Here is a 25,588-nt window from a genome sequence, read left to right as displayed (position 1 = left end):
GCCGGTGCCCGTCGGCTTCTTTGGCCCCGGAAGTACGGGCCCCGGGCCGGACATGACGCCGGGCCAGGTCCGAACAGTCGGGTCACGCGCCGGTGAAGGCGGTGACCCCGCTGCTGGTTCCCAGCAGCACCCGGTCGCCCGTGAGCACCGGCGAGGCGAAGTGCGGTACCGGACCGGTCGCTGCGCGTTGCAGCAGGCGCCCGCTCGCCGGATCCAACGCCAGCAGCTCGCCCGCCCCGTAGTCGACCACCCAGACCGCGCCGCCGCCGACGACGGGTGACCCGGAGGCGCCCAGCTGTACCTGCCAACCGGGGTGCAGGCCGCCGCCCGGGTCCACGTCGACCCGCGCCAGGGAGTCCGCGCAGGGGACGTACGCGGACGCGCCGGACACCGCGGCCGTGCCGTACGCCTCGCACACCCGGGCCTGCGACAGCTGCCCGCCGATCCCGCCGAGCCGTGAACCGTCCAGGACGTAGCCGGTGCCGCGCTTCCCGACGATCAGGACGAACCGGCCCAGCAGCGCCGGGGTCATCGATCCCAGGTCGAGGTCGGCGGCGTTGTCCTGGGCCCAGCCGGCCGGGGCGAAGTAGTCCGTGCGCAGCAGCCCGAGCGAGAGCGCGAGCACCGAGTCGGAGCCGTCATACGCGCCGGCGGAGCCGCTGGAGCCCCCGCCGGTGCCGCCCGTGGCCGCGCCGTTGCCCACCGACACCAGGATGCGCGAGCCGTCCACGACCGGGCCGCCGGTGGCCCAGATCCCGCCCTCGCGGCTGGTGGGCACGGAGTACGAGAGCACCGGCCCGGCTCCGGTCGCAGGCACCGACAGCACACTGCCGACGTAGTTCCCGCAGTCGCCGTAGAGGCCGCCGTAGGCGATCAGCACCCTCCCGTCCGCGACTGCCAGCGCCCCGCGCTGCTGGTGCACCAGGGCGTCGCCGCGCGGCGGCTCCACCTCCCGCCGCACCAGCACCTCGCCGCTCGACGGGTCCACGCCGACCAGCAGATGCCGTCCACCCGCCAGCTCCGCGACAGCGAAGACCAGACCCGTCTGCGGTTCGAACACGGGTGTCCCGGTGACGCCGAGCGGGTCGATGTTGCCGCAGGGGAGCGCGGAGAGGCGCATGGGCGAGCCGAGTTGACGGTGCCACAGCACGCGTCCGTCACCCGGATCCAGCCCGTACAGGCTGTCGTTCTCCGTCGCGGCGACGACGATGCCCCGCACCACCAGCGGCTGTCCGTAGACCGCGCCGTCCAGCTGCGCGGTCCATGCCCTGGTCAGGCCCTGCCCCTGCGCCCGCTCCGGTGGTACTCCGGGGACGAAACCGGAGCGCGCCGCGTCATGGTGGTAGGTGGGCCAGTCGCCCGGCAGGAGCGCGGCCGGATGACGCACGCCGGGAGTCAGCGCCAGCGGCCCCGGCACGCTTTCCACCGTCCCGCGCTCGGAGGGGCTCGCGCTGCATGCGCCCGCGCCGAGCAGCAACGCCAGCAATGCGGCGGCACCGGCGCGGAGCATGGCCTGCGAACGCATCTGGTCGTCCCCTTCCGTCCGCCGTGCTCCGCTGCTCAGGCGTCCAGTCTGCGCGGGCGCGGCGGAACGCGCCGGGACCACGCCGAAACCGCGTGGGAGCCACGCGGATGCCGCATGGCCGTGTGACGGGTATCACCGGCGCGGTTCGTCGCGCGGCAGGGCGGGGCGGGTATCGTCCCGTCTGGTCCAACTCATCTCATACGACCGCAAGTTCACGCGGCTGCCGGTACCGTCCGCATCAGATAAGGTGTCGAAACATTCTGGCATGGCATAGTCAAGGGGACGCGTTCGTGGGCAGCGGGAACAGCGTGGGCAGCGGGAACAGTGGGGCAGATCAGGAGAACGCCCGGCCGGACCGCACGGGTCAGGCCGAGGCGTTCGACGCCATCGGCGACCGCTACGACGAGGCGTTCCCGCACAAGGAGGGCCAGCTCTCCGCAGGTGAATGGCTGATCGGTTCACTGCCGGGCGGGGCCCGGGTGCTCGACCTGGGCTGCGGCACCGGGCTGCCGACCGCACGCCAACTGGCGGACGGCGGGCTCGACATCGTCGGCGTCGACCTGTCCGGCGGGATGGTGGAGCTCGCCCGCAAGAACGTCCCCGGCGGCGTGTTCCACCGGCTGGACATCGCCGACGCGCGCCCCGGCGGCACCCCGGACCTGGGTCGCTTCGACGCCGTCACGGCCTTCTTCTCGCTGCTGATGCTCCAGCGGGCCGAGATCCCCCTCGCGCTGCGGAGCATCCATCAGCTGCTGCTTCCCGGAGGCCTGTTCGTCCTCTCGATGGTGGAGGCCGACGTGGACGACTTCGCGATCCCGTTCCTCGGAAACACCGTCCGGGTGTCCGGCTACCTCCGGGACGACCTGCGCCGGGTCGTCGAGGGGGCGGACTTCGAGATCCTCGAGGAGACCTCCTACAGCTACGCCCCGGCCATCGCGGACGTGCCGCCGGAGGAGCAGATCTTCCTCCGCTGCAGGCGACGCGGCTGAGAATGGCGCCCAGGCCGGCCGCGGTCCGCGGCACCCACGGGACGGAACGATGCGCGTGACGGAGTCCCGCGCCCCCCACGAGGGCGCCGGCAGTCAGCCCGCCGCCGTCGTGGAGCTGCGCGCCGCCCACGTCGCGCCTCCGTCACCGTCCTCGCCGCCCGCACCGGCCCCTGCCGCCTCCGCCCAGCCGGCCCCGGCCCTCCCGGATGCCGAGCGTCCCGCGGAACACGGCCGCGGCGGAGCGGCGGGCGACATCGAGCCGCAGACCGACCGGCTGCGCTACCTGGACACGGCGACGCGTCGGATCGCCCGTGGCATGGACCTGGACGAGACGCTGCGGGAGTTGCGTCTCGCCGCCGTCCCCGCCTTCGCCGACACCATCCTGGTCTACCTCTGCGACCCCCTGTCGGTCGGGGACGAGAAGTCGGCCCCACCCGTCACACTGCGGCTGCACCTGCCCGAACCGCCGCTCAAGCCACGTCCGGACGCGGCCGACACCGAGCGACTGACCGTCCCGGGTCGGCTCGCCGAACTCCTGCTCGCCGGGCGACCGGTGTTCGGCGACACCCAGGGGATCGGGTCCGCGGTGGCCGAGTTGCTGGAGCCGGTGCTGAGCGGTGCCGGGAGTCTGCCCGACGGCCGGCGGCTGATCGTCGCCCCGCTGCGCGGCCGGCACCGGGTCATGGGCACCGTCGTGCTGCTGCGCCACCCCGACCGCCCCGCCTTCATCGGTGACGACCTGCTCGTCGCGTCCCAACTCGCCACGCATACCGCGCTCGGAATCGACAAGGCGGTGCTGTACGGACGCGAGGCTTCGGTCGCCGACGCGCTGCAGCGCGCGATGCTCCCGTCCTCGCTGCCCGAGCCCACCGGCGTCCGGCTCGCCAGCCGGTACCTGCCCGCGTCGGAGACCGCCCGGGTCGGCGGCGACTGGTACGACGCGATCCCGCTGCCCGGCAACCGCGTCGCGCTGGTCGTCGGCGACGTCATGGGCCACTCGATGACCTCCGCCGCGATCATGGGTCAGCTGCGCACCACCGTGCAGACCCTCGCCGGGCTCGACCTGCCCCCGGACGAGGTGCTGCACCACCTCGACGAGCAGGCCCAGCGCCTCGGCAGTGAGCACATGGCGACCTGCCTCTATGCGATCTACGACCCGGTGTCGCGCCGGCTGCTGGTGGCCAACGCCGGCCACCCGCCGCCGGTGCTGCTGCACCCGGACGGCCGCGCCGAGGTGCTGTGGGTGCCCCCGGGCGCGCCCATCGGCGTCGGCGGCGTCGCCTTCGAGGCGGTGGAGATGGCCGCGCCCGCCGGTGCGACCCTGCTGCTCTACACCGACGGCCTGGTCGAGTCCCGCGACCGGGACGTCTGGACGGGCGTGGAACTGCTGCGCGCCCGCCTGCACGCCGCCGCCCACGTGCTCGCCGCGCCTCCGCTGGAGGAGCTCTGTGACGAGGTGCTCGACATCCTTGGCCCGGGTACCCGGGACGACGACATCGCGCTGCTGGCCGCCCGGTTCGACGGCATACCTTCGCACGACGTCGCGTACTGGTTCCTCGACCCGCGCCCGCAGACCGCGGGTCGGGCCCGTCGGCTGACCGCCAGGTCGCTGCACCGTTGGGGCCTGGAGTCGATGCTCGAATCGACCGAGCTGATGGTCAGTGAGGTGGTGACCAACGCCGTCCGCTACGCCACCCGGCCGATCACCCTCCGGCTGCTCCGGACGGACGTGCTCCGCTGTGAGGTGGGCGACGACTCGCAGAAGGTGCCCAGGATGCGGCAGGCGCAGCCCGGCGACGAGGGCGGCCGGGGCCTGTTCCTGGTCGACCGGCTCGCCTGGCGCTGGGGGGCGACCAGACTGAGCACGGGCAAGGTGGTCTGGTTCGAACAGCAGATCCCCGAGCGGTACCGCGAGAAGCGCCTCGTTCCTCAGCCGGACGGCAGGCCGTAGAGGCGGCGGGAGTTGTCCGCGCCGACGAGTGCGGCGACTCTGGCGGCGTCGGCGGGCGGGCATCCCGCGTCGAGGGTCCAGGCGGTGACGGCGTCCCGGAACGCGGCGGCGCCGACGAGGTGGAGTTCGGGCAGGCCGTAGGCGTCGGTGGAGAACAGGAGCTTGCCGAACGGGGCCAGTTCCAGGGTCTCGGCGAGGATCCGGCGGGCGGCCGGGCCGACGTAGGAGAGGGTGAGGCCCACGTCGCAGTAGACGTGCGGGAAGGACTGGGCGAGCCAGGCCGCCTGGCGGTGGTAGGGGTAGCAGTGCAGGAGCACCAGCGGCACGCGGTGCGGTTCGGCGGCTCGGACGAAGTCGGTGAGCAGTGAGGGGTCGGCCCGATGCAGGGTCAGGTCCGGGTCGCCGAAGCCGGTGTGCAGCTGGATCGGCAGGCCGAGGTCCACGGCGGCCCACAACAGGTGGCGCAGCAGCACCGGGTGGGCCAGACGGTTCACTCCCGAGTCGAGTCGCGCGAGATGCTCTCCCGCCGCCCGGGTCACCTCGGCAGCGGTGGGGCGCGCGGCGTCGATGTCCAGGCCGTGGCGATAGGCAAGGACGGACTTGACCGCGACGGCTCCGGCGACGGACTCGGTGAGCGCGGTGAGGACGTCGGCGGCCCAGTGGGTCGCGGTGCTGCCGGGCGAGACGCGTTCGGCGACGTACTCCAGGCGGACGATCTCGCGGACGCCGCTGCCGGACGCGTCGGCGAAGTCGGGGAGGGAGAGCAGCGGAGCGCCCGCAGCTGCCTCCAGTCCGGTGTCGAGGAAGCAGGTGTCCAGGTCGGCTGCCCGGAGCAGGCGGCGGGTGCTCTCCGCGGCGCCCAGCTCGCGTCGACGGGCCAGGTACTCGGTGGGGTCCGGGTACGGGTCGAGGTCCAGCGCCGGGGCGCACCAGCGGCGGACGGCGAGACCGAGGGCGCTGTCCCAGGGGCTGGTACCGGGGGCGGGGCCGCGGTCGGACTCGGTGAGCAGCGAGGCGAACGCGGCATCGGAGAGGTCGGTCCGGACGACGCTGTGGCAGTGGTGGTCAACGAGCCGCATGTCCGCCTCCGGCGGGTGGATGAGGAAGCACCCTCCTAGTAGCGCCAGCGCGTGGCGGCGGTGACGTCCTCGGGGGTGCGTCCGGCGAAGAGGTCGATCTCGGCCTGCCGGACGGCGCGGATCGCCTCGTGCAGGATGTCCCCGAGCGCCTCGCGGAGGACGTCCGACGCCTCGAAGGCGGCCAGGCTCTCGCCGAGCGACTGCGGGAGCCGCGGCGGCGGGTCTGCCAGGTGGGCGGGGTCGCCGAGGACCTCCTCGGGCAGGGCCGCCCCGGCGTCGATCCCGGCGAGCCCGGCCGCGATGACGCCGCCGATCGCGAGATACGGGTTGGCCGCACCGTCGAAGCACTTGATCTCGGCGTTGGCCGAGCGCCCCGCGATCAGCCGCAGCCCGGCCTCGCGGTTCTCCAGACCCCAGCACTGGTAGGCGCCGGCCCACTGGGAGGGGACCAGCCGCAGATAGCTGGCGACGCTCGGTGCGCCGAGCGCGAGCAGGGCGGGGAGTTCGGCCAGGATGCCGCCGAGGAACGCCTCGCCCTCCTTGCCGAGACCATGGCGGCCGCCGCCGGCCGCCATCAGGTTGACCCCGTCGCGCCAGGCGCTGAGGTGCAGATGAGCGCCGTTGCCGACGCTGCCCGGCTGCACGGAGGGAGCGAACGACGCGCGGAGGTCGTGCCGGGCGGAGACGCCTCGGACGGTCTCGCGGACGAGCACGGTGCTGTCGGCGGCCCCCACCGGGTCCTCAGCCGCGACGGAGACCTCGAACTGCCCTGTGGCGTACTCCGGGTGGATCTGCAGCACATCCAGATGCTCGGCCTCCAGGGCCTGGAGTACGTCGCGCAGGTAGTCGGAGAGGTCGGTGAGCCGGTGCAGGCCGTAGGCGGGGCCGTCGGTGGGATCGCTGCCGTCCGGACGCTGGACCACCCACTCGACCTCGTACGCGGCTTGGAAGCTCAGCCCCCGGGCCTCGGCCCGGTCGACCATCCGGCGGGCGAACCGGCGCTGGCAGGCGGGATGCGGCGTGCCGTCCTGCCGGTAGCGGTCGGCGGGGGCCCAGGCCCAGCCGGGTTGGGCCGCGAGCGGCACGGCCCGGTCCAGGTCGGGGAACAGCCGCAGGTCGCCGCCCGGGCCGCCGAGCCAGCGGCTGGTGGTGACCGAGTCGTCGACCAGAAAGACGTCGAAGACCGGGGACATGCCGACACCGTGCTGGGCCGCCTCCGCCAGCCGCCGCACGGGGACCCCCTTGACCCGGGCGATTCCGGCGTTGTCCACCCAGCTCAGGGCCACCCCGACGACTTCCTCGGCACTGAGCCGAGCCGCTGTCAGACGGCCCTGTGCGGCCTGCTGTTCATCCATGCCCGCCATGGTGCCCGCCGCCGCTCCGGGGCGTAAGTCCCCACCCGGGTGGTGTTCGAGTGGACGGCGGCGGAGGGGCAGATGACGCGGAGATGTATGCGAAGTAGCGGTGGGCGGGCCGGGCGTCGGCCGCGTCGGGAATCAGTGGCGCTGGGGATTTAATGTCGTGTACATGCGACGCGGCCCGCGAGGTGGTGATCGAATACTCCGGGGCTCCCGCCAGCGGCGACCGGACTTCGCGGCGATCTGATTCGCCGGGGAAATCACCGAGGAATTGTGATGCTGCTGTGGAGGGGCGGCGGCCGAGAATTGCCGTGGAAATCCAAGTACTACGCGCGTAGGAACTTCGAGGCAAAGTCCGAGGGAAGTCGGAAACAATGCGCCGATGAAATGCAGGGAAATCCGTTCGGTCGCGCGAGGCAGGTGTGGCTACCCGTGGCAGGGCTCGGTAAAACCTGATCCACCGGGGTTTAAGTGCCAGGTCAGTGCCTTGATCGCGGCGATCGACGTGCGCCGGCCGCTGCCGCCCTCCCCTTGGTTGGATCACGTTCGGACTTCTCATGGTTGAACTCTTGACCGCCTGTGATCCACGTCGCTAGTTTCTCTTCTCGCAAGCACCACCCATCGGGGTGTCAGAAACGGCGTCGAATGGCCACGGCGCCTTCCCTTGCCACTCCGGGCAACCCGCACCACCTATTCGCCGCACCTGGCGAAGCAATTCGGGCGCGGTAGTGCAAATCCGGCGCCACCCAGCCGGCGCCGACCGCCCCGACGCACCGTCACCGTCCCGTCGAACACCCCCGACTCGAAGGGCAGTACCTTGCTGAAGATCTCCAACCGTGCCGGCCTCGTCGCCGCCTCGGCCGCGGCCCTCGCCGTCTCCGGCCTCCTCGCTGCGTCCCCCGCCGGCGCCGCGTCGCCGAACGGCCACCGCATGGCGACGCACACCTCGACCGCCGCGCACGCCGCCGTCCTCCCCGCCGCCTCGGGCAACAACCTGGCCTACGGTGGCGGGAACGTCGTCACCAGCCCGAAGATCTTCATCGTCTACTGGGGCAACCAGTGGGGCACCGGCTCGACCGTGACCAACGACCCCACTGGCGAGGCTGCCCTCCAGCTCTCCTTCTTCCAGCACGCCTACGGCAGCGGCGACAGCTTCACCAACTCGCAGACCCAGTACTGCCAGGGCGTCGCGGTGGGCACGACCCAGTGCAACGGCGCCGGGACCCCCGTCGGCCACCCGGCCTCGAACCCGGTCGGCGGCACCTGGCTGGACAGCAGCGTCAAGGTCGCCACCCGGCCGACTGACGCCTCGATCGCCGCCGAGGCCGTCAAGGCGGCCGCCCACTTCGGGGTCTCCGGCGACAACGTCGAGGTCATCGTCGACGTACCGCACGGCTCCGTCCCGAACGGCTTCAAGACCCAGTACTGCGCCTGGCACGACCACACCACCACCGGCACCGGCGCCGACCTCCCGTACACCAACTTCCCCTACGTCACCGACGCCGGTGCCGGCTGTGGCGCGGGCTTCGTCGCCACCGGCAGCAGCGGCGTCAACTCGGCCACGGAGGGCGTGACCATCGTCGGCGGCCACGAGTACGCGGAGACCCTCACCGACCCTGCGCCCAGCAGCGGTTGGGTCGACAGCACCGGCGCCGAGACCGGCGACAAGTGCGCCTGGATCTCCAGCGGCCAGGGTGCCTCGTCCATCACCTCGCTGAACGGCAGCAACTACGCCGTGCAGTCGCTGTGGAGCAACAACTTCGGTGGCGGCGCCGGAGGTTGCGTCACCTCGTACACCAGCGCCTCCAACCAGCACTGACGCCGAGTCAGCACTGAACCCCCACCAGTGCTGAACGCCCGCCGGCGCTGAACCCCCGCCGCCGTGGTCCCCGGGACGAACCGGGGACCACGGCGGCACAACTCGCTCCCGCACGAAGGGAATCCCCGTGGCTCCGTCCATGCCCCGCCGCCCGTCGTCCGCCCGCCTCCGGCCGCAGCCTCGCCGTGCTGCGGCGCTCGCCGCGGGGCTCGCGGCGACCGCGGCTCTGGTGGCCGGGTGCGGCGGTCCGACCCCGGTCGCGGTGACCGCCGCCTCCGCCCCGGCTCCCGCCTGCCACTCGCTCCCCGCCCCCGTTCTGCCGCACTCCGCCGGCTCATTGACCCAGATCACCCTGGGCACCTACTGCCTGACGGTCGGACAGCGCGTCGACGTCTTCCTCACCGCGCCGTCGTCCGCCTCGGGCGACAAGTGGGGCGCCGTGGCCAGTTCCGACCAGGGCGTCCTGGTGCCGACCAGCAGCGGCGTGCTCACCGCGCCTCTCGGCGTGACACCGGGCCTCTTCGTCGGCGCGACGCGCGGCACCGCGGTTCTTCGCAGCTCCACCTCCACGGGGATGTCCTGGCAGGTGACCGTCGTCGTCCGCTGACGCTGCGGCGCACGGCCCTTCTCTTCTGGCGCGGTCGTCCGCACACTTGCGGCGGACACGGCGGACACGGCGGACACGGCGGACACGGCGGACACGGCGGACACGGCGGAGCGAGGGGGCGGGCATGCTTTCGTTGCAGGAGATGTCGGATCGTCTGGAGATCCAGGAGTTGCTGGTCCGCTACGCGCACGCGGTGGACACCCGCGACTGGGCGCTGTTCAAGGAGGTCTTCACCGAGGACGCCGTGGTGGACTACACCGCCTTCGGCGGCCCGCGCGGGCCGGTGGAGGAGGTCACCGCCTTCCTCGCGTCGGTGCTGCCGATGTTCGCGGCGACCCAGCACCTGGTGTCCAACTGCGCGATCACCCTGGACGGAGACCACGCCACGGCGCGCACCATGTGCCACAACCCCATGGCGCTGCCCGGCGCCGAGGGCGAGGCGGGCCTGCTGGTGTGCGGGCTCTGGTACGTGGACTCGCTGGTGCGCACACCGCAGGGCTGGAAGCTGCGCGAGCGCGCCGAGGACAAGGCGTTCGCGGTCGTGCTGCACCCGGCCGCGCCCGCGGAGCCGCCGCCCGCGGGCTGACCGAGCCCTATCGCTCCCCAGGTCGTTAGTGGTGCGTCACTGTGCCGGGGCCTTGCCGCGGAGTACCTCGATGAACGCGCGCATCCAGGCCGGGTGGTCGGGCCAGGCGCGCGCGGAGACCAGGACCCCGTCCACCACCGCTTCGCCGTTCTCGAAGGAGGCGCCCGCCGCCAGCACGTCCGGCTGCAGCGCCGGGTAGGCGGCGGTGCGGCGTCCCTGGAGGCTTCCGGCTGCCGCGCTGATCAGCGGGCCGTGGCAGATCTGGGCCACCGGCTTGTCCGCCTCGAAGAAGTGCTGCACGATCCGCTGCACGTCCGGGTCGTTGCGCAGGTACTCGGGGGCACGCCCGCCCGGAATCACCACGGCGACGTACCGCGCCGGATCCACCTCGGCGAACGCCAGGTCCGCGGGCCAGGTATAGCCCGGCTTCTCCGTGTAGGTGTCGAAGCCGTCCACGAAGTCGTGCACGACGAACTGCAGCTTCTTGCGCTCAGGAGCGGCGATGTCGACCTCGTAGCCCTCCTCGAGGAGCCGCTGGTACGGGTAGAAGACCTCCATCGACTCCGCCGCGTCACCGGTGACGATCAGGATCCTTGCTGCCATGGCTGGGAACCGTCCTCTGTCTCTCGCGTCCGCTGGCTCTTCTGCTCCCACGTTCCTCCGTCGGGACGGAGGCGGCAACGGGGGCGGCGGCTGCAGCTGCGGCCGAGGCAGCGACTGCACCTAGGGTGGGCACAGCGGGCTCGACGGCCCGTTGCCGACCCGCCGACCCGCCGAAGGAAGCCGTCCATGCGTGTACTGATGCCGCTGCCCGACCGGGACTTCGACGTCACCGAGGTCGCCGTTCCCTGGCGGATGCTGACCGACGCCGGTCACGAGGTCGTGTTCGCCACCGAACGCGCGGGCACCGTACCGGCGGCCGATCCCAGGCTGCTGACCGGCGTGCTGTTCGGACAGCTGGGCGCGGAGGACGAGGCGAAGGAGTTCTACCGGCAGCTGACGGCGAGCGCGGAGTTCCGCGACACCCTCGCCTGGGCCGACGTCGATCCGGCCGACTACGACGGGCTGGTCCTGGCCGGAGGCCACGCGCCGGGGATGCGCCAGTACCTCGCCTCGCCGCTGCTCCAGGAGAAGGTCGCGCAGTACTGGACGCTGGACCGGCCGGTGGGGGCGATCTGCCACGGCGTCCTCGTGCTGGCCCGCGCCCGGGATCAGAAGTCGGGTCACAGCCTGCTCCGGGACCGCCGCACCACCTGCCTGCCCAAGTACATGGAGCGCAGCGCCTACGCGCTCACCGCCTGGCGACTCGGCCGCTACTACCGGACCTACCCCGCCTACGTGGAGGACGAGGTGAGGGGCGCACTCGCCGTACCGGGACAGTTCCAGCGCGGCCCGCGCGTGCTCACCGCGCGCGGAACCGCCACCGACGACTCTCCGGCCTTTGTGGTCGAGGACGGCGGTTACGTCTCCGCCCGCTGGCCCGGGGACGCCTACCTCTTCGCCCGGCGCTTCCGCGACCGCCTCGCCGCGTCCTGATCCCGTTCGACGCCGCTGTCCGCCGGGAGATCCGGCGGACAGCGGCCTCGCGGCTCAGCCCTGGGTGAAGAAGTCGTTCATGGGCGGGGCGTAGGCGTCGTTGGCGGTCATCGCGGGCAGCCCGAGGCCGGCCTCGATGGTGCGGGTGATGCTGTAGTGGTCGTACCAGGTGCTCGACGTGTAGCCACCGGACTTGACCGGGGCGTTCGGGGAGCCGATGACCAGGGTGGGGACGTGCTGCTCGGGAGTCTGGTCGTTGGCCTTGTCGTCCTCGTCCCAGGTGACGATCAGCAGACTCCGCTGGGTCTTCCAGGCCGGGGAGTTGAAGATCGTGGGCAGGGTCTGGCTGAGCCAGGTGTCACCCGCGGTGACGCCGCCCGCCTCCATGTCGTAGTAGTCGTCCGCCGAGAACCAGACGAAGTTCGGCGTGGTCGCGGTCGCCGCGAGGTCGGTGGCCATGCTGGTCAGCGGGAGTACATGGGACTGGCAGCGGGCCGCGTTGTCCACGATGGAGGAGAAGTAGGTGAACGGCAGGTCGTCCGGGTAGTAGTTGCCGGACTGGGAGGTGTAGCAGGGGCTGGGCATGTTCTGGTTGTAGAACTTCCAGGTCTTGCCGGCCGCCTCGGTCACGTCGGCGAGGTTGGTGCCCGGCAGCCTGGTGGTGGGGGTGTTGCTGGTCAGCCCGTGCATGCTGCCGCTGAACAGGCCCACGTAGTTGGGGTCGCTCGGGTGCGCCAGCGCGAACTGGTTGGTCGAGGACGCGTACTTCGCCGCAAGGCTGTTGAGATACGGCGCGCCCGAGGTGTTGCCGATGATGCCGCTGTAGTCCTGGTTCTCCATCATCACCAGGAAGACATGGTCGAATCCGGGCACGGTGGACACCGGCGGGGTGGGCGGGGCCGGTGCGGTCACCGGGGTGGACAGGGTGAGCGAGAGGTCGTCGGCATAGCCGTCGTTGTAGGGGCCGCTGGCGACGGTGAAGGCCGCGACGACCTTGACCTTGCGGGTCCCGGTGGGCACCGGAAGGGTCGCGGAGCGCTGCAGCATCCCGGTGGTGCTGCCCCGGTCGGACGCCGTGACCGGGCCGACTGTGCCGCTGCCCAGTGTGCCGCCGGAGGCGTTCTGGAAGGTGGCGGTGAGGGTGACACCGTCGTTCTGGCTGCCGTAGCCGCCGAGCCAGCCGGAGAGGTTCGCGGTGACACCGCCCGCGTCGACGGCGGTGGCGGCGCTGGAGATGTCGGCGGTCTGGGTGAGGCTGGAGTCGCCCTCGGCGCCGCCCGCGAAGAAGTTGCCGCCGCGGGTGGGCGAGCCAGGGCTCGACGAGGACGGGAAGCCGCCCGCGGTGCCGTAGGCGATGGAGGTGACGGTGCCGTACTGCTGCCAGCCGGGGATGATCGTCTGGTCGTAGCCGCCGGTGGTGCCCTCGCCGGTCTCGACGCCGGGGTTGACCAGCAGGTTGCCGCTGGTGCTGCGCGGGCTGAGGGTCAGTGAGAGGTCGTCGGCGTAGCCGTCGTTGTAGCCGTAGGTCTGGGTGGCGGTGAGGACCACCCGGATGCTGCGGGTTCCGGCGGGAACGCCGCCGGTCGACGCGCGCTGCAGCATCCCGGTGGTGTTGCCCCGGTCGGCGGCGGTGACCGGGCCGATGGTGCTGCTGCCCAGGCTGCTGCCGGAGGCGCTGAGGAAGGTCGCGCTGAGCGAGGCCGCGTCGCTCTGGCTGCTGTAGCCGCCCAGCCAGCCGGAGAGGTCGAAGGCGATGGCGCCGGTGTCGACCTGTGCGGCCAGGGCGGAGACGTCCTCGGTCTGCGTGGCGGTGGTGGAGCCCGGGGCGTTGCCGCCGGCGAAGAAGTTGGTCCCCCGGGTGGGCGAACCCGGGCTGCTCGACGACGGGAAACCGTTCCCGGTCGCGTAGGAGACAGCGGTCATGCTGCCGCTGACGGTCCAACCCGGGAGGGCGACCTGGCTGTACCCGTCGCTGCTCGCGGTCGCCTGCTCCGCGCCTGCGTCGACGATGAGGTTGCTGCCGAGGGCGGCCGCGGTCGCCGCCGTCGCCGGTACTGCGCCGAGCGCGCTCACCCCACCGGCGCTCATCGCTGTGCACACCATTCCGGCGAGCAGCACCCGCCGGGCCTTACTTGTCGTACGTGACATCTTCCACCTCGGCTACTTGTCTGAACAAGTCATGGTCCGGACAAGGAATGTAGAGGGGGTGGGGCGACGCCGCCGAGTGTTTGCGAAAGAACGCGGGGTGAACACTTCCGCGCCTGCCGGTACGGTGGCGACGGCTGTCCTGGGTGATCGCGGTGGAGATGGGGAAGCACGTGGCGGACGTGGCGAAGGCGGGTTCGCGCAGCGAGGGTGACGCTGCCGACCCGGGGGGCTGGCGCTGGCTGGTGCTCGTCTACAAGGTGCCGGTCGAGCCGACCAGGTTGCGGGCCGGAGTCTGGCGGAAGATCAAGGGCCTGGGTGCGATCTATCTGCAGAACTCGGTTGCGGCGCTGCCTCAGACCGCCGCTGCCGAGCGCTCGTTCCGGGTGCTGCGCAACGAGATCACCGAGATGGGGGGCAGCGCCTACCTGCTGGTCTCGCAGGTGCTCGCGGGCAGCGCGGAGATGGTCCAGGCGTTCAACGCCGCCCGCGACGACGAGTACGAGGAGATCGTCGACCGCTGCCAGGACTTCCTGAAGGAGATCGAGAAGGAGTACCGGGCCGAGCACTTCACCTACGCGGAGCTGGAGGAGAACGACGAGGACCTGGTCAAGCTGCGGAACTGGTTCGCCAAGGTCCATGCCCGCGACGTGCTCGGAGCCTCCGGCGTGGCCGCGACCAGGAGCGCGTTGCAGCGCTGCGAGGAGGTACTCGACGAGTACGCGGCCCGGGTCTACGCCGAGGAGGGCGAGAGCCGCTAGGCCCGACCGGCGGGCCTCTGTTTCCGCCCTGGGGAGCGCCAGGGCTCGGGTACCCACGGCCCGGCACCTCCGCTTGCCGCGTTGCCGGCTCTGACATCAGCGGCAGGCACCGGACGGCGTGCGCTGACCCGAGCCCTGTCGCTCCGCAGGTCGTTAGCTCTGGCGGGCCGCCCTGACGACCCGCAGCAGGGACAGTCCGAGCAGCGCGGCGACGACCACGGGCAGCAGCCACCAGGCGTTGACGCCGCCGTGGACGAGGCCCGCCGTGGCGGCGAGGGCCAGGACCACGCCCAGCGCCACGCGCCAGTCGTCGCCGATCACGAAGTCGTACCAGAACGCCGCGAAGGCGCGGATCCGGCTCATGCGACACGTCCTTCAACAGAGGCGGCGGCCACCGGAGTGGCCGGCGCGGGGGCGGGGACGCGGCGAAGCAGCGCCACGTAGCCGAGCGCGAGCGCGGCCACCGCCGGGACGAGGGCCAGCAGCGCGGTGTCCGAGCCAGGCCAGTGGGCACCCGCTCCCTCGACGGACCAGAACAGGCCGAAGGCGGTGAGCATGGTGCCCACCACGAACTTCATGGTGTTCTCGGGCATCCGCGCCAGCGGGGCGCGGACCGCGAAGCCCACGGCTGTGATGATCGCGACGGCGGCCACCGCGCCCAGGACCGCGACCGGCAGGTTGTGCTGGTTGGTGCCGAAGGTGACGACGATGAACGCCACTTCGAGTCCCTCCAGGAAGACGCCCTTGAAGGACAGGGTGAAGGCGTACCAGTCCTGCACCATCCCCCGGCCCCCGGCGGCGGCGCCCCGGGCGGCGGCCAGCTCCTTGGCGTAGGCGCCGGCTTCGTCGTGCAGGGCCTTGTGGCCCGAGGCGCGCAGCACGGCCTTCCGCAGCCACTGCAGGCCAAAGACCAGCAGCAGGGTGCCGACGACCAGGCGCAGCGCCCCCAGCGGGATCAGGCCGATCGCCGGGCCAAGCGCGGCGACGGTGGCCGCGAGCGCGGCCAGGGCGGCCAGGGTGCCCTGGACGGCAGAGCCCCAGTGCCGGCCGGTGCCTGCCGCCAGCACGATCGTGAGTGCCTCGACGGCCTCGACCGCGCAGGCGAGGAGCACCGTGACGAAGAGGATCCAGCTGTTCATGCCGTTGGCCGCATCGGTTGCATGCTTGAGATTCTAACCGTCGTTACATCGGAAAAGCGATGACCGGCTGCCTTTCGTTACAGGTCAAGACTTGGTAATGATTTTCATGGCTAGCCCATTGGAGGTAGTTCTGAAAACCGTTTCCATCTAACCTGGTCCCATGACGATTCCGCTGCAGCAGACTGTGCCCCCGGGGGCTGGCCAGGAGACCGCCCGAGTGCTGGAACTGCGCGGTGCCGCGGTGCGCGTCGGTGGCCGGACGCTGTGGTCGGGCGTGGACCTCCAGGTCCGGGCCGGGGAGTTCGTGGCGGTGCTCGGCCCGAACGGGGTCGGCAAGTCCACGATGGTCAAGGTGCTGCTCGGGGTGCTCCCGACCGCCGCGGGTGAGGTCCGGGTGCTGGGGGAGCGCCCCGGCCAGGCCGGCGCCCGCGTCGGCTATCTGCCGCAGCGCCGCAGTTTCGATCCTGGTCTCGGCATCCGCGGTCTGGACGTGGTGCGGCTGGGCCTGGACGGCGACCGCTGGGGCATACCGCTGCCGGGGCGCGGCCGTCAGGCGCGCGAGCGCGTCGCCGAGGTCGTCGAGCTGGTCGGCGCGAGTGCCTACGCGCATCGCCCGATCGGGCAGTGCTCCGGCGGTGAGCAGCAGCGGCTGCTGATCGCGCAGGCGCTGGTGCGGCGCCCTGAGGTGCTGCTGCTGGACGAGCCGTTGGACAGCCTGGACCTGCCCAACCAGAGTGCGGTGGCCGCGCTCATCGGGCGGATCTGCCATGAGCAGGGCGTTGCGGTGGTCATGGTCGCGCACGACGTCAATCCGATCCTGCACCACCTGGACCGGGTGGTGTATCTGGCCGAGGGCGGCGCGGCATGCGGAACGCCGGCCGAGGTGATCACCTCCGAGACGCTGACCCGCCTGTACGGCACGCCGGTGGAGGTGCTGCGCACCCGCGACGGGCGTCTGGTCGTCGTCGGGCAGCCCGAGGCCCCGTCCACCCACGGCGGTCACCATGCCGCTGGCTGACGCCTCGTCGACCGGGTGGTCCTGGAACCTGGTCGCGGACTTCCAGCAGATGTGGTCCTACCCGTTCATGGTCAACGCCTTCCGGGCCGGGGCGGTGGTGGCCGTGGTCGCCGGAGCAGTGGGCTGGTTCATGGTGCTGCGCCGGCAGACCTTCGCCGGGCACACCCTGTCGGTGGTCGCGTTCCCCGGTGCGGCCTTCGCCACCCTGGTCGGGATCAGTCTCAGCCTCGGCTACTTCGGGTTCTGCGTCGCCGCCGCGCTGGCCCTCGCCGCGCTCCGGCGGGACGGGCAGGCCGGCGGTGCGGGGGAGTCAGCCGCCACCGGCGTGGTGCAGGCGTTCCTGCTGGCCTGCGGCTACCTGTTCATGGCCCTGTACAAGGGCCTGCTGGAGGGCCCGCAGGCGTTGCTCTTCGGCAGCTTTCTGGGGATCACCACCGGCCAGGTCGCGGTCCTGGCCGTCGTCGGCGTGGTGGTCCTGGCGGTGCTGGCGGTGATTGGCCGCCCGCTGCTGTTCGCGTCGGTCGATCCGCAGGTCGCCGCCGGGCGCGGGGTGCCGGTGCGGCTGCTGTCCACACTGTTCCTGGTGCTGCTCGGCGCGGCGACCGCCGAGGCCGCGCAGATCACTGGGGCGCTGCTGGTGTTCGCGCTGATGGTGCTGCCTGCCGCCACCGCGCAGGTCCTCACCGCCCGGCCGGGCCTGAGCCTGCTGCTGACCGTGCTGATCGGTTTCGCGGTGACCTGGCTGGGCCTGGTCGCCGCGTTCTACTGGCCCTATCCGCTGGGATTCTTCGTGACCACCTTCGCCTTCGCCGGATTCCTGGCGGCGCACGCCGCTCGTGCGCTTCAGGGCGTGCGGGCTCGCTCGGGCGGAACTCTGCTGCAGGCGGGTGCCGCATGACCGTGCTCGCCGCCTCGGCCTGGAGCCAGCCCTTCTTCCACCACGCCCTGCTCGCCGGGACGTTCATCGCGCTCGCGGCCGGCCTGGTGGGGTACTTCCTGGTGCTGCGCGCCCAGGTCTTCACCGGGGACGCCCTGAGCCATGTCGCTTTCACCGGCGCGATGGCGGCCCTGGCCGGAGGGTACGACCTGCGTGTCGGCCTCTTCGTCGGCTGTGTCGGAGCCGGCCTGCTGCTGGCCGGGATCGGCCGCGCTGGGCGCGCGGACGACGTGGTGATCGGCAGCGCCTTCGCCTGGATCCTGGGCCTGGGCTCCTTCTTCCTGACTCTCTACACCACCTCGCGCAGCGGCGCGATGGGCGGAGCCGGGACCAGCGTGCTGTTCGGCACGATCTTCGGCCTGGACGGCGGGCAGACCCTGGTCGCGGTCCTGGTCGCGGCCGCGATCAGCGCGGTGATGGTGCTGATCGCCCGCCCGCTGCTGTTCGCGACCGTGGACGAGGCGGTGGCCGCCGCGCGCGGCGTCCCGGTTCGCCTTCTCGGCTTCGGATTCCTGGCTCTGGTCGGGGCATGCGCGGGGGAGGCCACCCAGGCGGTCGGCTCGCTGCTGCTGCTCGGGCTGCTCGCCGCCCCGGCCGGTGCTGCACTGCGGCTGACCGTCCGTCCGTTCGTGGGCCTGGCCCTGTCGGCGGGACTGGCGGTGGGCGAGATGTGGGCGGGGCTGGCCGCCAGCGCCCTGATCCCCAGCCTGCCGCCCAGCTTCGCCATCATGGCCGCAGCCACCGCCGCCTACGGCGCGACGTTCCTGTTCCGCCCGACCGTAGGCTCCGCGCCACGGCCGGTCGCCGCGTAGCCGGTCCTCCGCGCGGGCACTCAGCCGGGTCTGCCGCCGGTGGCACGGGAGTTGGCGAGAGCCAGCACGGCCGCCACCTCGCCGAGGGCTGCGGTGACCACGCCGACGACCGGCTCGGGTCCTGCTGTCCCGGCCCGGTGGAACGTGGAGACGACCCGGTGTCCCACTCCGGGCAGACCGGCCGTGGCCACCCGGCCGGGGGAGACGTCGGCGAGGGCGAGCAGGGGCACGACGGCCGCCCCGAGACCGGCCTCGACCAGGGCGAGCACGGCGGGGAACTCCATGCACACGTGGGCCGGGGTCCGGGTGAACGCATGCTCCGCCGAGAGGCGTGCGAGGGCCTGGCCGCAGGCCGAGTCCGGTGGTGCGGCGACCCATGGCGCGTCGGCGAGGTCCGCGATCGTTCGTACCCTGGCCGCCCAGCCCGGCGGCACCACGATGCGGTACTCGTCCTGGAGGATGGGCCGACCGGTGACACCGGCCGTCGGCGGTCGGGCGGCTGCGGCTACCGAGTCCTGCTCGGTGATGAGGACGTCGACCCCGCCGGTCCTGAGCTCGCGCAGCGCCGCCGCGCCCTCGGTGTCGACCACGCCGATGTCGATGTCCGGATGCTCGATCGCGAGGCGGGCGATGGCCGGGACCACGATGTGACGTACCGCGGTCGGAAACGCCGCGACCACGACCCGGCCCGCGGCGCGTCCCGCCAGCGCAGCCAACTCCCGGTGAGCCTCCTGGAGTTCACGCTCGATTCGCTCCGCGCGAGCCGCGAGCAGCCGACCTGCGGCGGTCAGCTCGACCCGGCGGTGGGTGCGGTCGAGCAGGGCGACCCCGGTCTCACGCTCCAACTGGGCGATCTGCTGGGATACGGCCGAGGGAGTGAGGTGGAGCAGCTTGGCAGCGTCCATGACCCCGCCGCGGACCGCCACCGCGTGCAGGACCCGCAGCCGCCGAGGGTCGATGTCCATGCCGAGCCGCCTTCCTTCCCGCGCTTCCCGCGCTTCCCGTTCATGCCGACTCTTCGCGCCGACTGTCGCGTCACTTAAGAAACTATCGATTGAACTTCAGTATCGCTTCATCGAAGCTTGATCCATGACGCGTACCGACCCCACCGCCCCCGCCACCGACCTGCGGGTCCAGTTCGACGCCGAGGTCACCTTCCGCAACGGCGGATCGCTCCGTGTCCAGGGCTTCCGCCTGGACACGGACCGAGCGGACCTCGACCAGGACGAGGTGGCTCTGCGCCTGGTACGCCATCTGGGGCTGCTCATGGTCGACACCGTCACCGTGGACAAGCTCACCGTGGTCCATGAGCAGCACAAGGGCTCGCGAGGCGCGGGGGGAGGCATCCCGGCCGCGCGGCGACTGGTCGAGCTCAGCCATCCCATCCACCACGGCATGGTCACCTACCCGGGCCTGCCCGGACCGGAGCTGAGCGACCATCTGTCCCGCGAGGCGTCCCACGACCACTACGCCGAGGGCACCGAGTTCCAGATCGGGCGGATCAGCATGGTCGCCAACACCGGCACCTACCTGGACACCCCGTTCCACCGCTTCGGAGACGGGGCCGACCTGTCCGGCATCGGGCTGGAGAAGCTCGCCGACCTGGACGGGATCGTCGTCCGGGTCGGCCACGACGCCGTCGCAGCGGACGACCCCGGACGCGCGATCGACGTCCTCGCCCTCGCTCCGCACGAGGTGACCGGCCGCGCCGTCCTCATCCACACCGGCTGGGACCGCCACTGGGGCACCGACCAGTACGGAAGCGGCCACCCGTTCCTGACCCGTCGGGCCGCCGAGTGGCTCGCCGCACAGAGGCCCGCGCTGGTGGGGATCGACTCCCTGAACGTTGACGACACCGAGGACGGAACGCGTCCGGCGCACACCACCCTGCTGGCGGCGGGCATCCCCGTGGTCGAGCACCTACGCGGCCTGGAGCAGCTCCCCTCGGACGGCTTCCGCTTCCACGCGGCGCCGCCGCGCGTCGTCGGCATGGGGACGTTCCCGGTGCGGGCCTTCGCGGTGCTCGACGGCATCGACTCGGACGGCGTCCGGTGAGCGTGGTCGTCGGCCTCGTCGGCTGGGCCGCGGCCGCCGCGTTGCTGGCCGCCTACGCTCTGGTCTCCAGCGGGCGCCTCTCCGGCGCCGGCCTCCGCTTCCAGGTCCTCAACCTGACCGGTGCGGCGGGACTGACACTCAACTCCGCGATCCACCGGGCCTGGCCGTCAGTAGCGCTGAACATCATCTGGATCGTCATCGGCGCGGTGGCGCTGGCCCGCGGTGGCTCCCCTCGGGACGGGGTCTCCTGCTGAACCGCGCCCGGTTCTCCGTCGCCGGGCGGCCGCCCTGCTACTGCTGCCGCTGGCGCGCGAGGAACGACGGGCCGGGGAGTCAGCGCAGCGCCGGGTGGTCGGCGATGACGGTGCAGGAGCCCGGGGCGATCTCGGTGAAGCCCGCGTCGCGGACCATCGGCAGGGTCGACCCGGCCAGCGTCGCCCACAGCTCGGGCGCCGCGGTGCGGACGGCGAGCGGGAAGCCGGCCTCCCGCCAGGCCGCGCGCTCCTCCACGGGCAGGGCCCACCAGGTGAGCTGAGCCCCATGGCCGGCCTGGGCCATGGACTTGCCGGTGGACATGCTGACTCCCGGATTGAACCAGAGCACCGGGGAACCGGGGTCGGGATCGGTCGGCGGCTCGGGGTCGTCCAGCTCCGTGCCCGAGACCTGGAGCTTGACCAGCTCCTTGGGCCAGCCGTCCAGCGGCACCGGCGGGAAGACCCGCACTTCCGCCGCCTTCCCGGTCACGGTCACCCCGGGCAGGTCCAGGGCCTTGCGCCACTCCGAGCCACGCGCCCGACGCACGACCTTGCGGATCCTGGCGTCCTCCCAGGCGTGGACGGCCTGCGCCCATTCCCCGTCCGCCGCCGTGGTGCGCTCGTCGGACAGCAGCGAGAGCACCGCGCGTGCCGCCGTCTCCAGGGCGTCGGTGTGCGCGGGAGGCTCGGTCCGCTCGATGCGGACCACGAGCGGCAGCACGAACTGGGGCGCGGCGTCACGGTCGGCGGAGCGGTCGGCGAAGGGGCTGCTGCTGGGGCTGGGGCTGGTCATCGCTCCATTCTGGCAGCCCGGTGCGCCTGCCTGGGGCGTCGGGTCCGACGTCGGGTCGGTGCGCTGAGCCCGGCGGGGTCAGCTGCTGAAGCCGACGTGCACATGGTCGTGGTGGGTGTCGTCCGAGAAGAACTGGTTGCCGCTTCCTCCGCTCAACTGCCAAGGGCCGCCCACGTTGTACGAGCCCGCTGCGGCCGCCGCGCGCATGAACCCCTGCACCAGCGACTGGGACGTGGCCGGGTCCACGACGGCGTGGCCGTCGACCCGCCACACGTCGAACGCCCGCCCCTGGGGGTGGTCGCTGGGGCGGGTCGTGCCGAAGACGTCGAGGGGATGGCCGGAGCGGACCACGCTCAGCTCCATCCGGTAGCTGCGGGACAGGGTGAGCAGGGCCTCCAGCACGCTGTCGTGGATGGTGCCGCTGTGCAGGTCGGCCTCGGCGGCCGGCGGCAGGGTGATCGCCGAGCTGGCCAGCACCCGCTGCGCGGCGGAGGGCAGCGGGGTGACGGCCGGACCGGGCTGGGCAGGGTGCAGGGCGGTGACCGTCCAGCGGGGCTGAGCCAGGGAGAGCCGTACGTCCACGGTGGTGCCGCCCGGGACGACCAGGCCGTTCGCGTCCTGGGTCCACTGGCGGCAGACGACCAGCACGCTGGCCGAGTCGCTCAGGATTCCGCCGTACTGGGCCTCCAGGACCTGGAGCGCGGCGCGGGGCGCCTGGCTGAGCAGCGCGCCCGCCTGCCCGGCCAGCGCCGGATCGAGTCCGAGGGCGGCGACCCGGGACCGGGCCGCGGCCGTGCCCTGCTGTCCCTGGGACCAGTTGCCGAGGGCCTCGACCAGCTGTACCGCACGCAGCTTGACCTGCGGGTCGATGTCGTTGCTGCTCGGCTGCCACACGGTGACGGCCGGCAGCGCGGCACCGGAGGCGGAGGGGGACGCGGAGGCGGTCGTCGGAACTCCGGTCGGCGTCCGCGTCGTCGCCGTCAGCGGTGGAGTCGGCGACGTGGGCGCGGGGGCGGGCGCATGAGTGTGCCCCGCGCCGCACCCGGCCGCACCCAGCAGGCCTGCCGCCGTGCCCGCGAGCAGGGTCCGCCTGCTGAGGGAGTTCACCCGACCAGTCTGCCACCGCGCGCCGGTACAGACCGGCACCATCCGGCTCGGTTTACCCCACTCGCCTCGCCGACGCGCACCCCGGCAGGACCGGTCGGGGCCAGGACCAGGACCCCTCGACGGGCTGACGGAACATCAGAAAGCGAAGAGGAAGTTGCAGCTTGGCCCCTATGTCAGGGCCCCCCACCGCAGGCCCTTGACAGGTCGGCGATTCCTCGCAACTCTTACGCATCGCCACTTAGTAAAACTCCCTAACTAACATCGCCCATGGTCGGAGGCTGCGCCACATGGTTGACGGTGACCGGAGCACGGCGGTCGCGGGCAGGGACACCGACCCAGGGCGACCCAGGGCGACCCACGACGAGTGACTCCCTCAGTGAAAGGCGAAACCGTGAAGACAGGAAGCCTCTTCAGAAAGAGAGCGAAGGCTCTCGGTGTGACCGCAGTCGTCGCCTCCACGCTGCTGGTCAGCGCGTGCGGATCCAGCGGGCACAGCGGCAGCACCGCCACCGGCAAGCGCGGCGGCGTGCTCACCATCTCCAATGAGAGCGGCGGGCTCTGGACCTGCTCGTTCAACCCGTTCAACAGCTCCGTGAACTTCCTGGCCACCGGCAACGTGTACGAGCCGCTGGTCTTCGTCAACGCTCTGCAGAACGACAAGACCACTCCCTGGCTCGCGACCAAGTGGGCCTGGAGCAACGGCAACAAGACCATGACCTTCACCATCCGCAGCGGCGTGAAGTGGAGCGACGGTCAGGCTATGTCGGCCGCCGACGTGCTGTTCACCTTCAACCTGCTGAAGCAGTTCCCGGCGCTCGACCTCAACTCGATCTGGTCGGTGCTGTCCTCGGTCACCCAGGTGGGCAGCGACCAGATCGCGGTCACCTTCAAGTCGCCCGCCGTGCCGTACTTCTACTACATCGCCGACCAGCTTCCCATCGTGCCCCAGCACATCTGGTCCTCGATCAAGGACCCGGTCTCCTTCAAGGACGACAAGCCCATCGGCACCGGCGCCTACGTCGTCAACCCCTGTACGCCGCAGAACATCACCTACACCGCCAACCCGGTCTACTGGCAGCCGGGACTGCCCAAGGTCACCACCGTGAAGTACCCGGCGTTCACGTCCAACGACCCGGCCAACACCTATCTGGCCACCGGGCAGGCGCAGTGGGGCAGCCAGTTCATCCCCAACATCGACAAGTTCTACTCCGCGCGCAGCAAGGACAACCACACCTGGTCGCCGCCGATCACCCAGGTGTCGATGTTCCTCAACGAGAAGGTCGCACCGCTGGACAATCCGGTGGTCCGCCAGGCGCTCGCCTACGCGACGGACCGTCAGAAGGCGTCCACCATAGGCGAGGGCGGCCAGGAGCCGCCCGGCCACCAGCTCGGCGTGGTCACCGAGACCTACCCGGACTGGGTCGACGCGACCGCCAAGGGCAAGGACGACTACACCTACAACCCGACCAAGGCCGCCCAACTGCTCGAGGGCATCGGCGCCAAGAAGGGCCCGGACGGCATCTATGTGCTGAACGGCAAGAAGCTCAGCTTCACCGTGATCAACCAGGGCGGCTACGGCGACTGGGTGGCCTCGCTGCAGGTCGTCGCGCAGGGCATGAAGGCGGCCGGCATCGGTCTGACCATCGACAACCTGTCCAACGACGACTGGACCAACAAGCTGTTCAACGGCAAGTTCGAGATCGGCTACTACGGTGAGACCGGCGGCCCCGCGCCGTACTACGAGCTGCGCCAGTTCCTCTACTCGGCCAACAGTGCCCCGATCGGCCAGCCGGCGTCGACCAACTTCGAGCGGTACAGCAACCCCGCCGCCGACGCCCTGCTCGACCAGTACGCCTCCACGGCCGACCCGGCGGAGCAGAAGGACATCATCGGGCAGCTGGAGCAGATCATGCTCAAGGACGTCCCGGTGATCCCGGTGACCGAGTCGGTGGCCTGGTACCAGTACAACACCGCGAAGTTCACCGGCTGGGTCACCCAGCAGGACCCCTACGCCGTCCCGGCCGCGTTCTCCTACCCGGACATGGGCCAGATGCTGCTGCACCTGCAGCCCAAGTAGCCGACCCAGCAGACCCGTACAAGAGAAGAGAGAGGTCCACAGGGTGAGATTTCTGATCCGCCGCCTGGGGTTCTTCGTGCTCACCCTGTGGGCCGCACTCACCATCAACTTCGCCATCCCGCACATGCTCCCGGGCAACCCGGTCACCGCGATGATGGCCCGCTACCACGGCAGGCTGCACGGACAGGCGCTGCAGGCGGTCGAGGCCGCCCTCGGCATCAACAGCCACCAGAGCCTGCTCTCGCAGTACGTCACCTACCTGCACAACTGCGCCACCTTCAACTTCGGCATCTCGGTGGCCAACTTCCCCACGCCGGTCACCAGCGTCGTCGGGGCGGCGATCCCGTGGACGCTCGGCCTGGTCGGGGTCACCACCGTGCTCGCGTTCGTCATCGGCACCGGGATCGGGGCGCTCGCCGCCTGGAAGCGCGGCGGGAAGCTGGACAGCGTGCTGCCGCCGCTGTTCGTGGTCGCCACCGGACTGCCCTACTTCTGGGTCGCGATCATGCTGATCATGGTGTTCGCGGAGATCAACCCCTGGCTGCCGACCGCGTTCGGCAGCGACAGCAGCATCGCGACCGGGTGGAACAGCGACTTCGTCAGCACCGTGCTCCAGCACGCCGTGCTGCCGGCCGGGTCGATCCTGCTCACCTCCGCCGGTGTGTGGGTGCTGACCATGCGCAACACCATGATCACCACGCTGGCCGAGGACTACGTCCGGATGGCCAGGGCCAAGGGCCTGCCCGGTCGGCGGATCATGCTCGACTACGCCGCCCGCAACTCAATCCTGCCCAACCTGACCGGATTCGCCATGTCCCTCGGGTTCGTGGTCAGCGGCGCGGTGCTGGTCGAGTACGTCTTCGCCTACCCCGGGGTCGGCTTTCAGCTGGTCCAGGCCGTGGACAACGAGGACTTCCCGGTCATGCAGTGCCTGTTCCTGGTGATCACCGTGGCGGTGCTGCTCTCCGTGCTGCTCGCCGACATCGTGACCGCCCTCCTCGACCCCCGGACCCGGTCCGCCCGCTGACAGCGTGAGGTAG

The 25,588-nt window shown here is 71.6% G+C and carries 24 protein-coding genes; 14 read left to right on the top strand and 10 right to left on the bottom strand.

Annotated elements, in window-relative coordinates; genetic code table 11:
* Positions 1–82: 82 nt before the first annotated feature.
* Positions 83–1,525, bottom strand: a complete 1,443-nt coding sequence (locus tag ABIA33_RS16030) for a PQQ-binding-like beta-propeller repeat protein (RefSeq protein ID WP_370081917.1) — start codon at positions 1,523–1,525, stop codon at positions 83–85.
* 290 nt (positions 1,526–1,815) lie between these two features.
* Between ABIA33_RS16030 and ABIA33_RS16025 the strand changes: the two genes are divergently transcribed.
* Positions 1,816–2,514: a class I SAM-dependent methyltransferase gene (locus ABIA33_RS16025; RefSeq protein ID WP_370081915.1), complete on the top strand. Its 699-nt coding sequence runs from the start codon at positions 1,816–1,818 to the stop codon at positions 2,512–2,514.
* Between the two features lie 49 nt (positions 2,515–2,563).
* Entirely contained in the window at positions 2,564–4,465 is a 1,902-nt protein-coding gene (locus ABIA33_RS16020) for a SpoIIE family protein phosphatase (protein WP_370081913.1), read from the top strand.
* On the opposite strand, the gene ABIA33_RS16015 is transcribed toward ABIA33_RS16020, so the two are convergent.
* Both ABIA33_RS16015 and ABIA33_RS16010 read right to left on the bottom strand, forming a co-directional pair.
* Complete coding sequence (locus tag ABIA33_RS16015) at positions 4,444–5,544, bottom strand: amidohydrolase family protein (RefSeq protein ID WP_370081911.1); 1,101 nt, start codon at positions 5,542–5,544, stop codon at positions 4,444–4,446. The genes ABIA33_RS16020 and ABIA33_RS16015 overlap by 22 nt on opposite strands.
* Positions 5,545–5,579: 35 nt before the next feature.
* Entirely contained in the window at positions 5,580–6,899 is a 1,320-nt protein-coding gene (locus ABIA33_RS16010; protein WP_370081909.1) for a glutamine synthetase, read from the bottom strand.
* Positions 6,900–7,719: 820 nt separating this feature from the next.
* On the opposite strand from ABIA33_RS16010, the gene ABIA33_RS16005 reads away from it, so the two are divergent.
* The 3 genes from ABIA33_RS16005 to ABIA33_RS15995 all read left to right on the top strand — a co-directional run bounded on the left by ABIA33_RS16005 (position 7,720) and on the right by ABIA33_RS15995 (position 9,914).
* Complete coding sequence (locus tag ABIA33_RS16005; protein ID WP_370081907.1) at positions 7,720–8,721, top strand: hypothetical protein; 1,002 nt, start codon at positions 7,720–7,722, stop codon at positions 8,719–8,721.
* A 127-nt stretch (positions 8,722–8,848) separates the two neighbouring features.
* Complete coding sequence (locus ABIA33_RS16000) at positions 8,849–9,328, top strand: hypothetical protein (RefSeq protein WP_370081905.1); 480 nt, start codon at positions 8,849–8,851, stop codon at positions 9,326–9,328.
* A 124-nt stretch (positions 9,329–9,452) separates the two neighbouring features.
* Complete coding sequence (locus ABIA33_RS15995) at positions 9,453–9,914, top strand: nuclear transport factor 2 family protein (protein WP_370081903.1); 462 nt, start codon at positions 9,453–9,455, stop codon at positions 9,912–9,914.
* Between the two features lie 36 nt (positions 9,915–9,950).
* Here ABIA33_RS15995 and ABIA33_RS15990 read toward each other — a convergent pair whose 3' ends face one another.
* Positions 9,951–10,517 carry a DJ-1/PfpI family protein gene (locus tag ABIA33_RS15990; RefSeq protein WP_370081901.1) on the bottom strand — a complete coding sequence of 189 codons (567 nt, stop codon included), beginning with the start codon at positions 10,515–10,517 and terminating at the stop codon, positions 9,951–9,953.
* 186 nt (positions 10,518–10,703) lie between these two features.
* On the opposite strand from ABIA33_RS15990, the gene ABIA33_RS15985 reads away from it, so the two are divergent.
* Positions 10,704–11,450: a type 1 glutamine amidotransferase domain-containing protein gene (locus ABIA33_RS15985; RefSeq protein ID WP_370081899.1), complete on the top strand. Its 747-nt coding sequence runs from the start codon at positions 10,704–10,706 to the stop codon at positions 11,448–11,450.
* A gap of 54 nt (positions 11,451–11,504) precedes the next feature.
* Here ABIA33_RS15985 and ABIA33_RS15980 read toward each other — a convergent pair whose 3' ends face one another.
* Positions 11,505–13,598 (bottom strand): alkaline phosphatase family protein, encoded by a 2,094-nt coding sequence (locus tag ABIA33_RS15980; protein ID WP_370081897.1) that lies wholly within the window; start codon positions 13,596–13,598, stop codon positions 11,505–11,507.
* 158 nt (positions 13,599–13,756) lie between these two features.
* Here ABIA33_RS15980 and ABIA33_RS15975 point away from each other — a divergent pair, with 158 nt between their 5' ends.
* Complete coding sequence (locus ABIA33_RS15975) at positions 13,757–14,356, top strand: Chromate resistance protein ChrB (protein WP_370081895.1); 600 nt, start codon at positions 13,757–13,759, stop codon at positions 14,354–14,356.
* Between the two features lie 153 nt (positions 14,357–14,509).
* Here the strand turns inward: ABIA33_RS15975 and ABIA33_RS15970 are convergent, their stop codons facing one another.
* Both ABIA33_RS15970 and ABIA33_RS15965 read right to left on the bottom strand, forming a co-directional pair.
* Positions 14,510–14,719 carry a hypothetical protein gene (locus ABIA33_RS15970; protein WP_370081893.1) on the bottom strand — a complete coding sequence of 70 codons (210 nt, stop codon included), beginning with the start codon at positions 14,717–14,719 and terminating at the stop codon, positions 14,510–14,512.
* Positions 14,716–15,495, bottom strand: coding sequence for a COG4280 domain-containing protein (locus ABIA33_RS15965; protein WP_370081891.1), 780 nt, complete (start codon positions 15,493–15,495; stop codon positions 14,716–14,718). Before ABIA33_RS15965 ends, ABIA33_RS15970 begins: the two co-directional genes overlap by 4 nt.
* Positions 15,496–15,655: 160 nt before the next feature.
* Here ABIA33_RS15965 and ABIA33_RS15960 point away from each other — a divergent pair, with 160 nt between their 5' ends.
* From ABIA33_RS15960 to ABIA33_RS15950, 3 genes are read left to right on the top strand one after another with little or no spacing between them, the layout of a single operon-like run.
* On the top strand, positions 15,656–16,513 hold the full coding sequence (locus ABIA33_RS15960; protein ID WP_370081889.1) for a metal ABC transporter ATP-binding protein: 858 nt from the start codon (positions 15,656–15,658) through the stop codon (positions 16,511–16,513).
* Positions 16,500–17,411, top strand: a complete 912-nt coding sequence (locus ABIA33_RS15955) for a metal ABC transporter permease (protein WP_370081887.1) — start codon at positions 16,500–16,502, stop codon at positions 17,409–17,411. Before ABIA33_RS15960 ends, ABIA33_RS15955 begins: the two co-directional genes overlap by 14 nt.
* Positions 17,408–18,262 carry a metal ABC transporter permease gene (locus ABIA33_RS15950; RefSeq protein ID WP_370081885.1) on the top strand — a complete coding sequence of 285 codons (855 nt, stop codon included), beginning with the start codon at positions 17,408–17,410 and terminating at the stop codon, positions 18,260–18,262. Before ABIA33_RS15955 ends, ABIA33_RS15950 begins: the two co-directional genes overlap by 4 nt.
* 20 nt (positions 18,263–18,282) lie before the next feature.
* On the opposite strand, the gene ABIA33_RS15945 is transcribed toward ABIA33_RS15950, so the two are convergent.
* A complete protein-coding gene (locus ABIA33_RS15945) occupies positions 18,283–19,227 on the bottom strand; it encodes a LysR family transcriptional regulator (RefSeq protein ID WP_370081884.1) in 945 nt (314 codons plus the stop codon).
* A gap of 124 nt (positions 19,228–19,351) precedes the next feature.
* On the opposite strand from ABIA33_RS15945, the gene ABIA33_RS15940 reads away from it, so the two are divergent.
* On the top strand, positions 19,352–20,317 hold the full coding sequence (locus ABIA33_RS15940; RefSeq protein WP_370081882.1) for a cyclase family protein: 966 nt from the start codon (positions 19,352–19,354) through the stop codon (positions 20,315–20,317).
* A complete protein-coding gene (locus tag ABIA33_RS15935; RefSeq protein WP_370081880.1) occupies positions 20,314–20,571 on the top strand; it encodes a hypothetical protein in 258 nt (85 codons plus the stop codon). Before ABIA33_RS15940 ends, ABIA33_RS15935 begins: the two co-directional genes overlap by 4 nt.
* Before the next feature lie 79 nt (positions 20,572–20,650).
* Here ABIA33_RS15935 and ABIA33_RS15930 read toward each other — a convergent pair whose 3' ends face one another.
* Both ABIA33_RS15930 and ABIA33_RS15925 read right to left on the bottom strand, forming a co-directional pair.
* Positions 20,651–21,364: a peptidyl-tRNA hydrolase gene (locus ABIA33_RS15930; protein ID WP_370081878.1), complete on the bottom strand. Its 714-nt coding sequence runs from the start codon at positions 21,362–21,364 to the stop codon at positions 20,651–20,653.
* A gap of 78 nt (positions 21,365–21,442) precedes the next feature.
* Positions 21,443–22,471: a hypothetical protein gene (locus tag ABIA33_RS15925; RefSeq protein ID WP_370081876.1), complete on the bottom strand. Its 1,029-nt coding sequence runs from the start codon at positions 22,469–22,471 to the stop codon at positions 21,443–21,445.
* 436 nt (positions 22,472–22,907) lie between these two features.
* Here ABIA33_RS15925 and ABIA33_RS15920 point away from each other — a divergent pair, with 436 nt between their 5' ends.
* Together ABIA33_RS15920 and ABIA33_RS15915 are read left to right on the top strand one after the other, a co-directional pair.
* Positions 22,908–24,548, top strand: a complete 1,641-nt coding sequence (locus ABIA33_RS15920) for an ABC transporter substrate-binding protein (RefSeq protein ID WP_370081874.1) — start codon at positions 22,908–22,910, stop codon at positions 24,546–24,548.
* Between the two features lie 43 nt (positions 24,549–24,591).
* Entirely contained in the window at positions 24,592–25,575 is a 984-nt protein-coding gene (locus ABIA33_RS15915; protein WP_370081872.1) for an ABC transporter permease, read from the top strand.
* The last annotated feature ends 13 nt before the right edge of the window (positions 25,576–25,588 follow it).

This window comes from Streptacidiphilus sp. MAP12-16, assembly GCF_041262165.1.
Classification (GTDB): Bacteria; Actinomycetota; Actinomycetes; order Streptomycetales; family Streptomycetaceae; genus Streptacidiphilus.
Note: the sequence above shows the minus strand (reverse complement) of the source record. Positions and strands in the feature narration are given on the sequence as shown.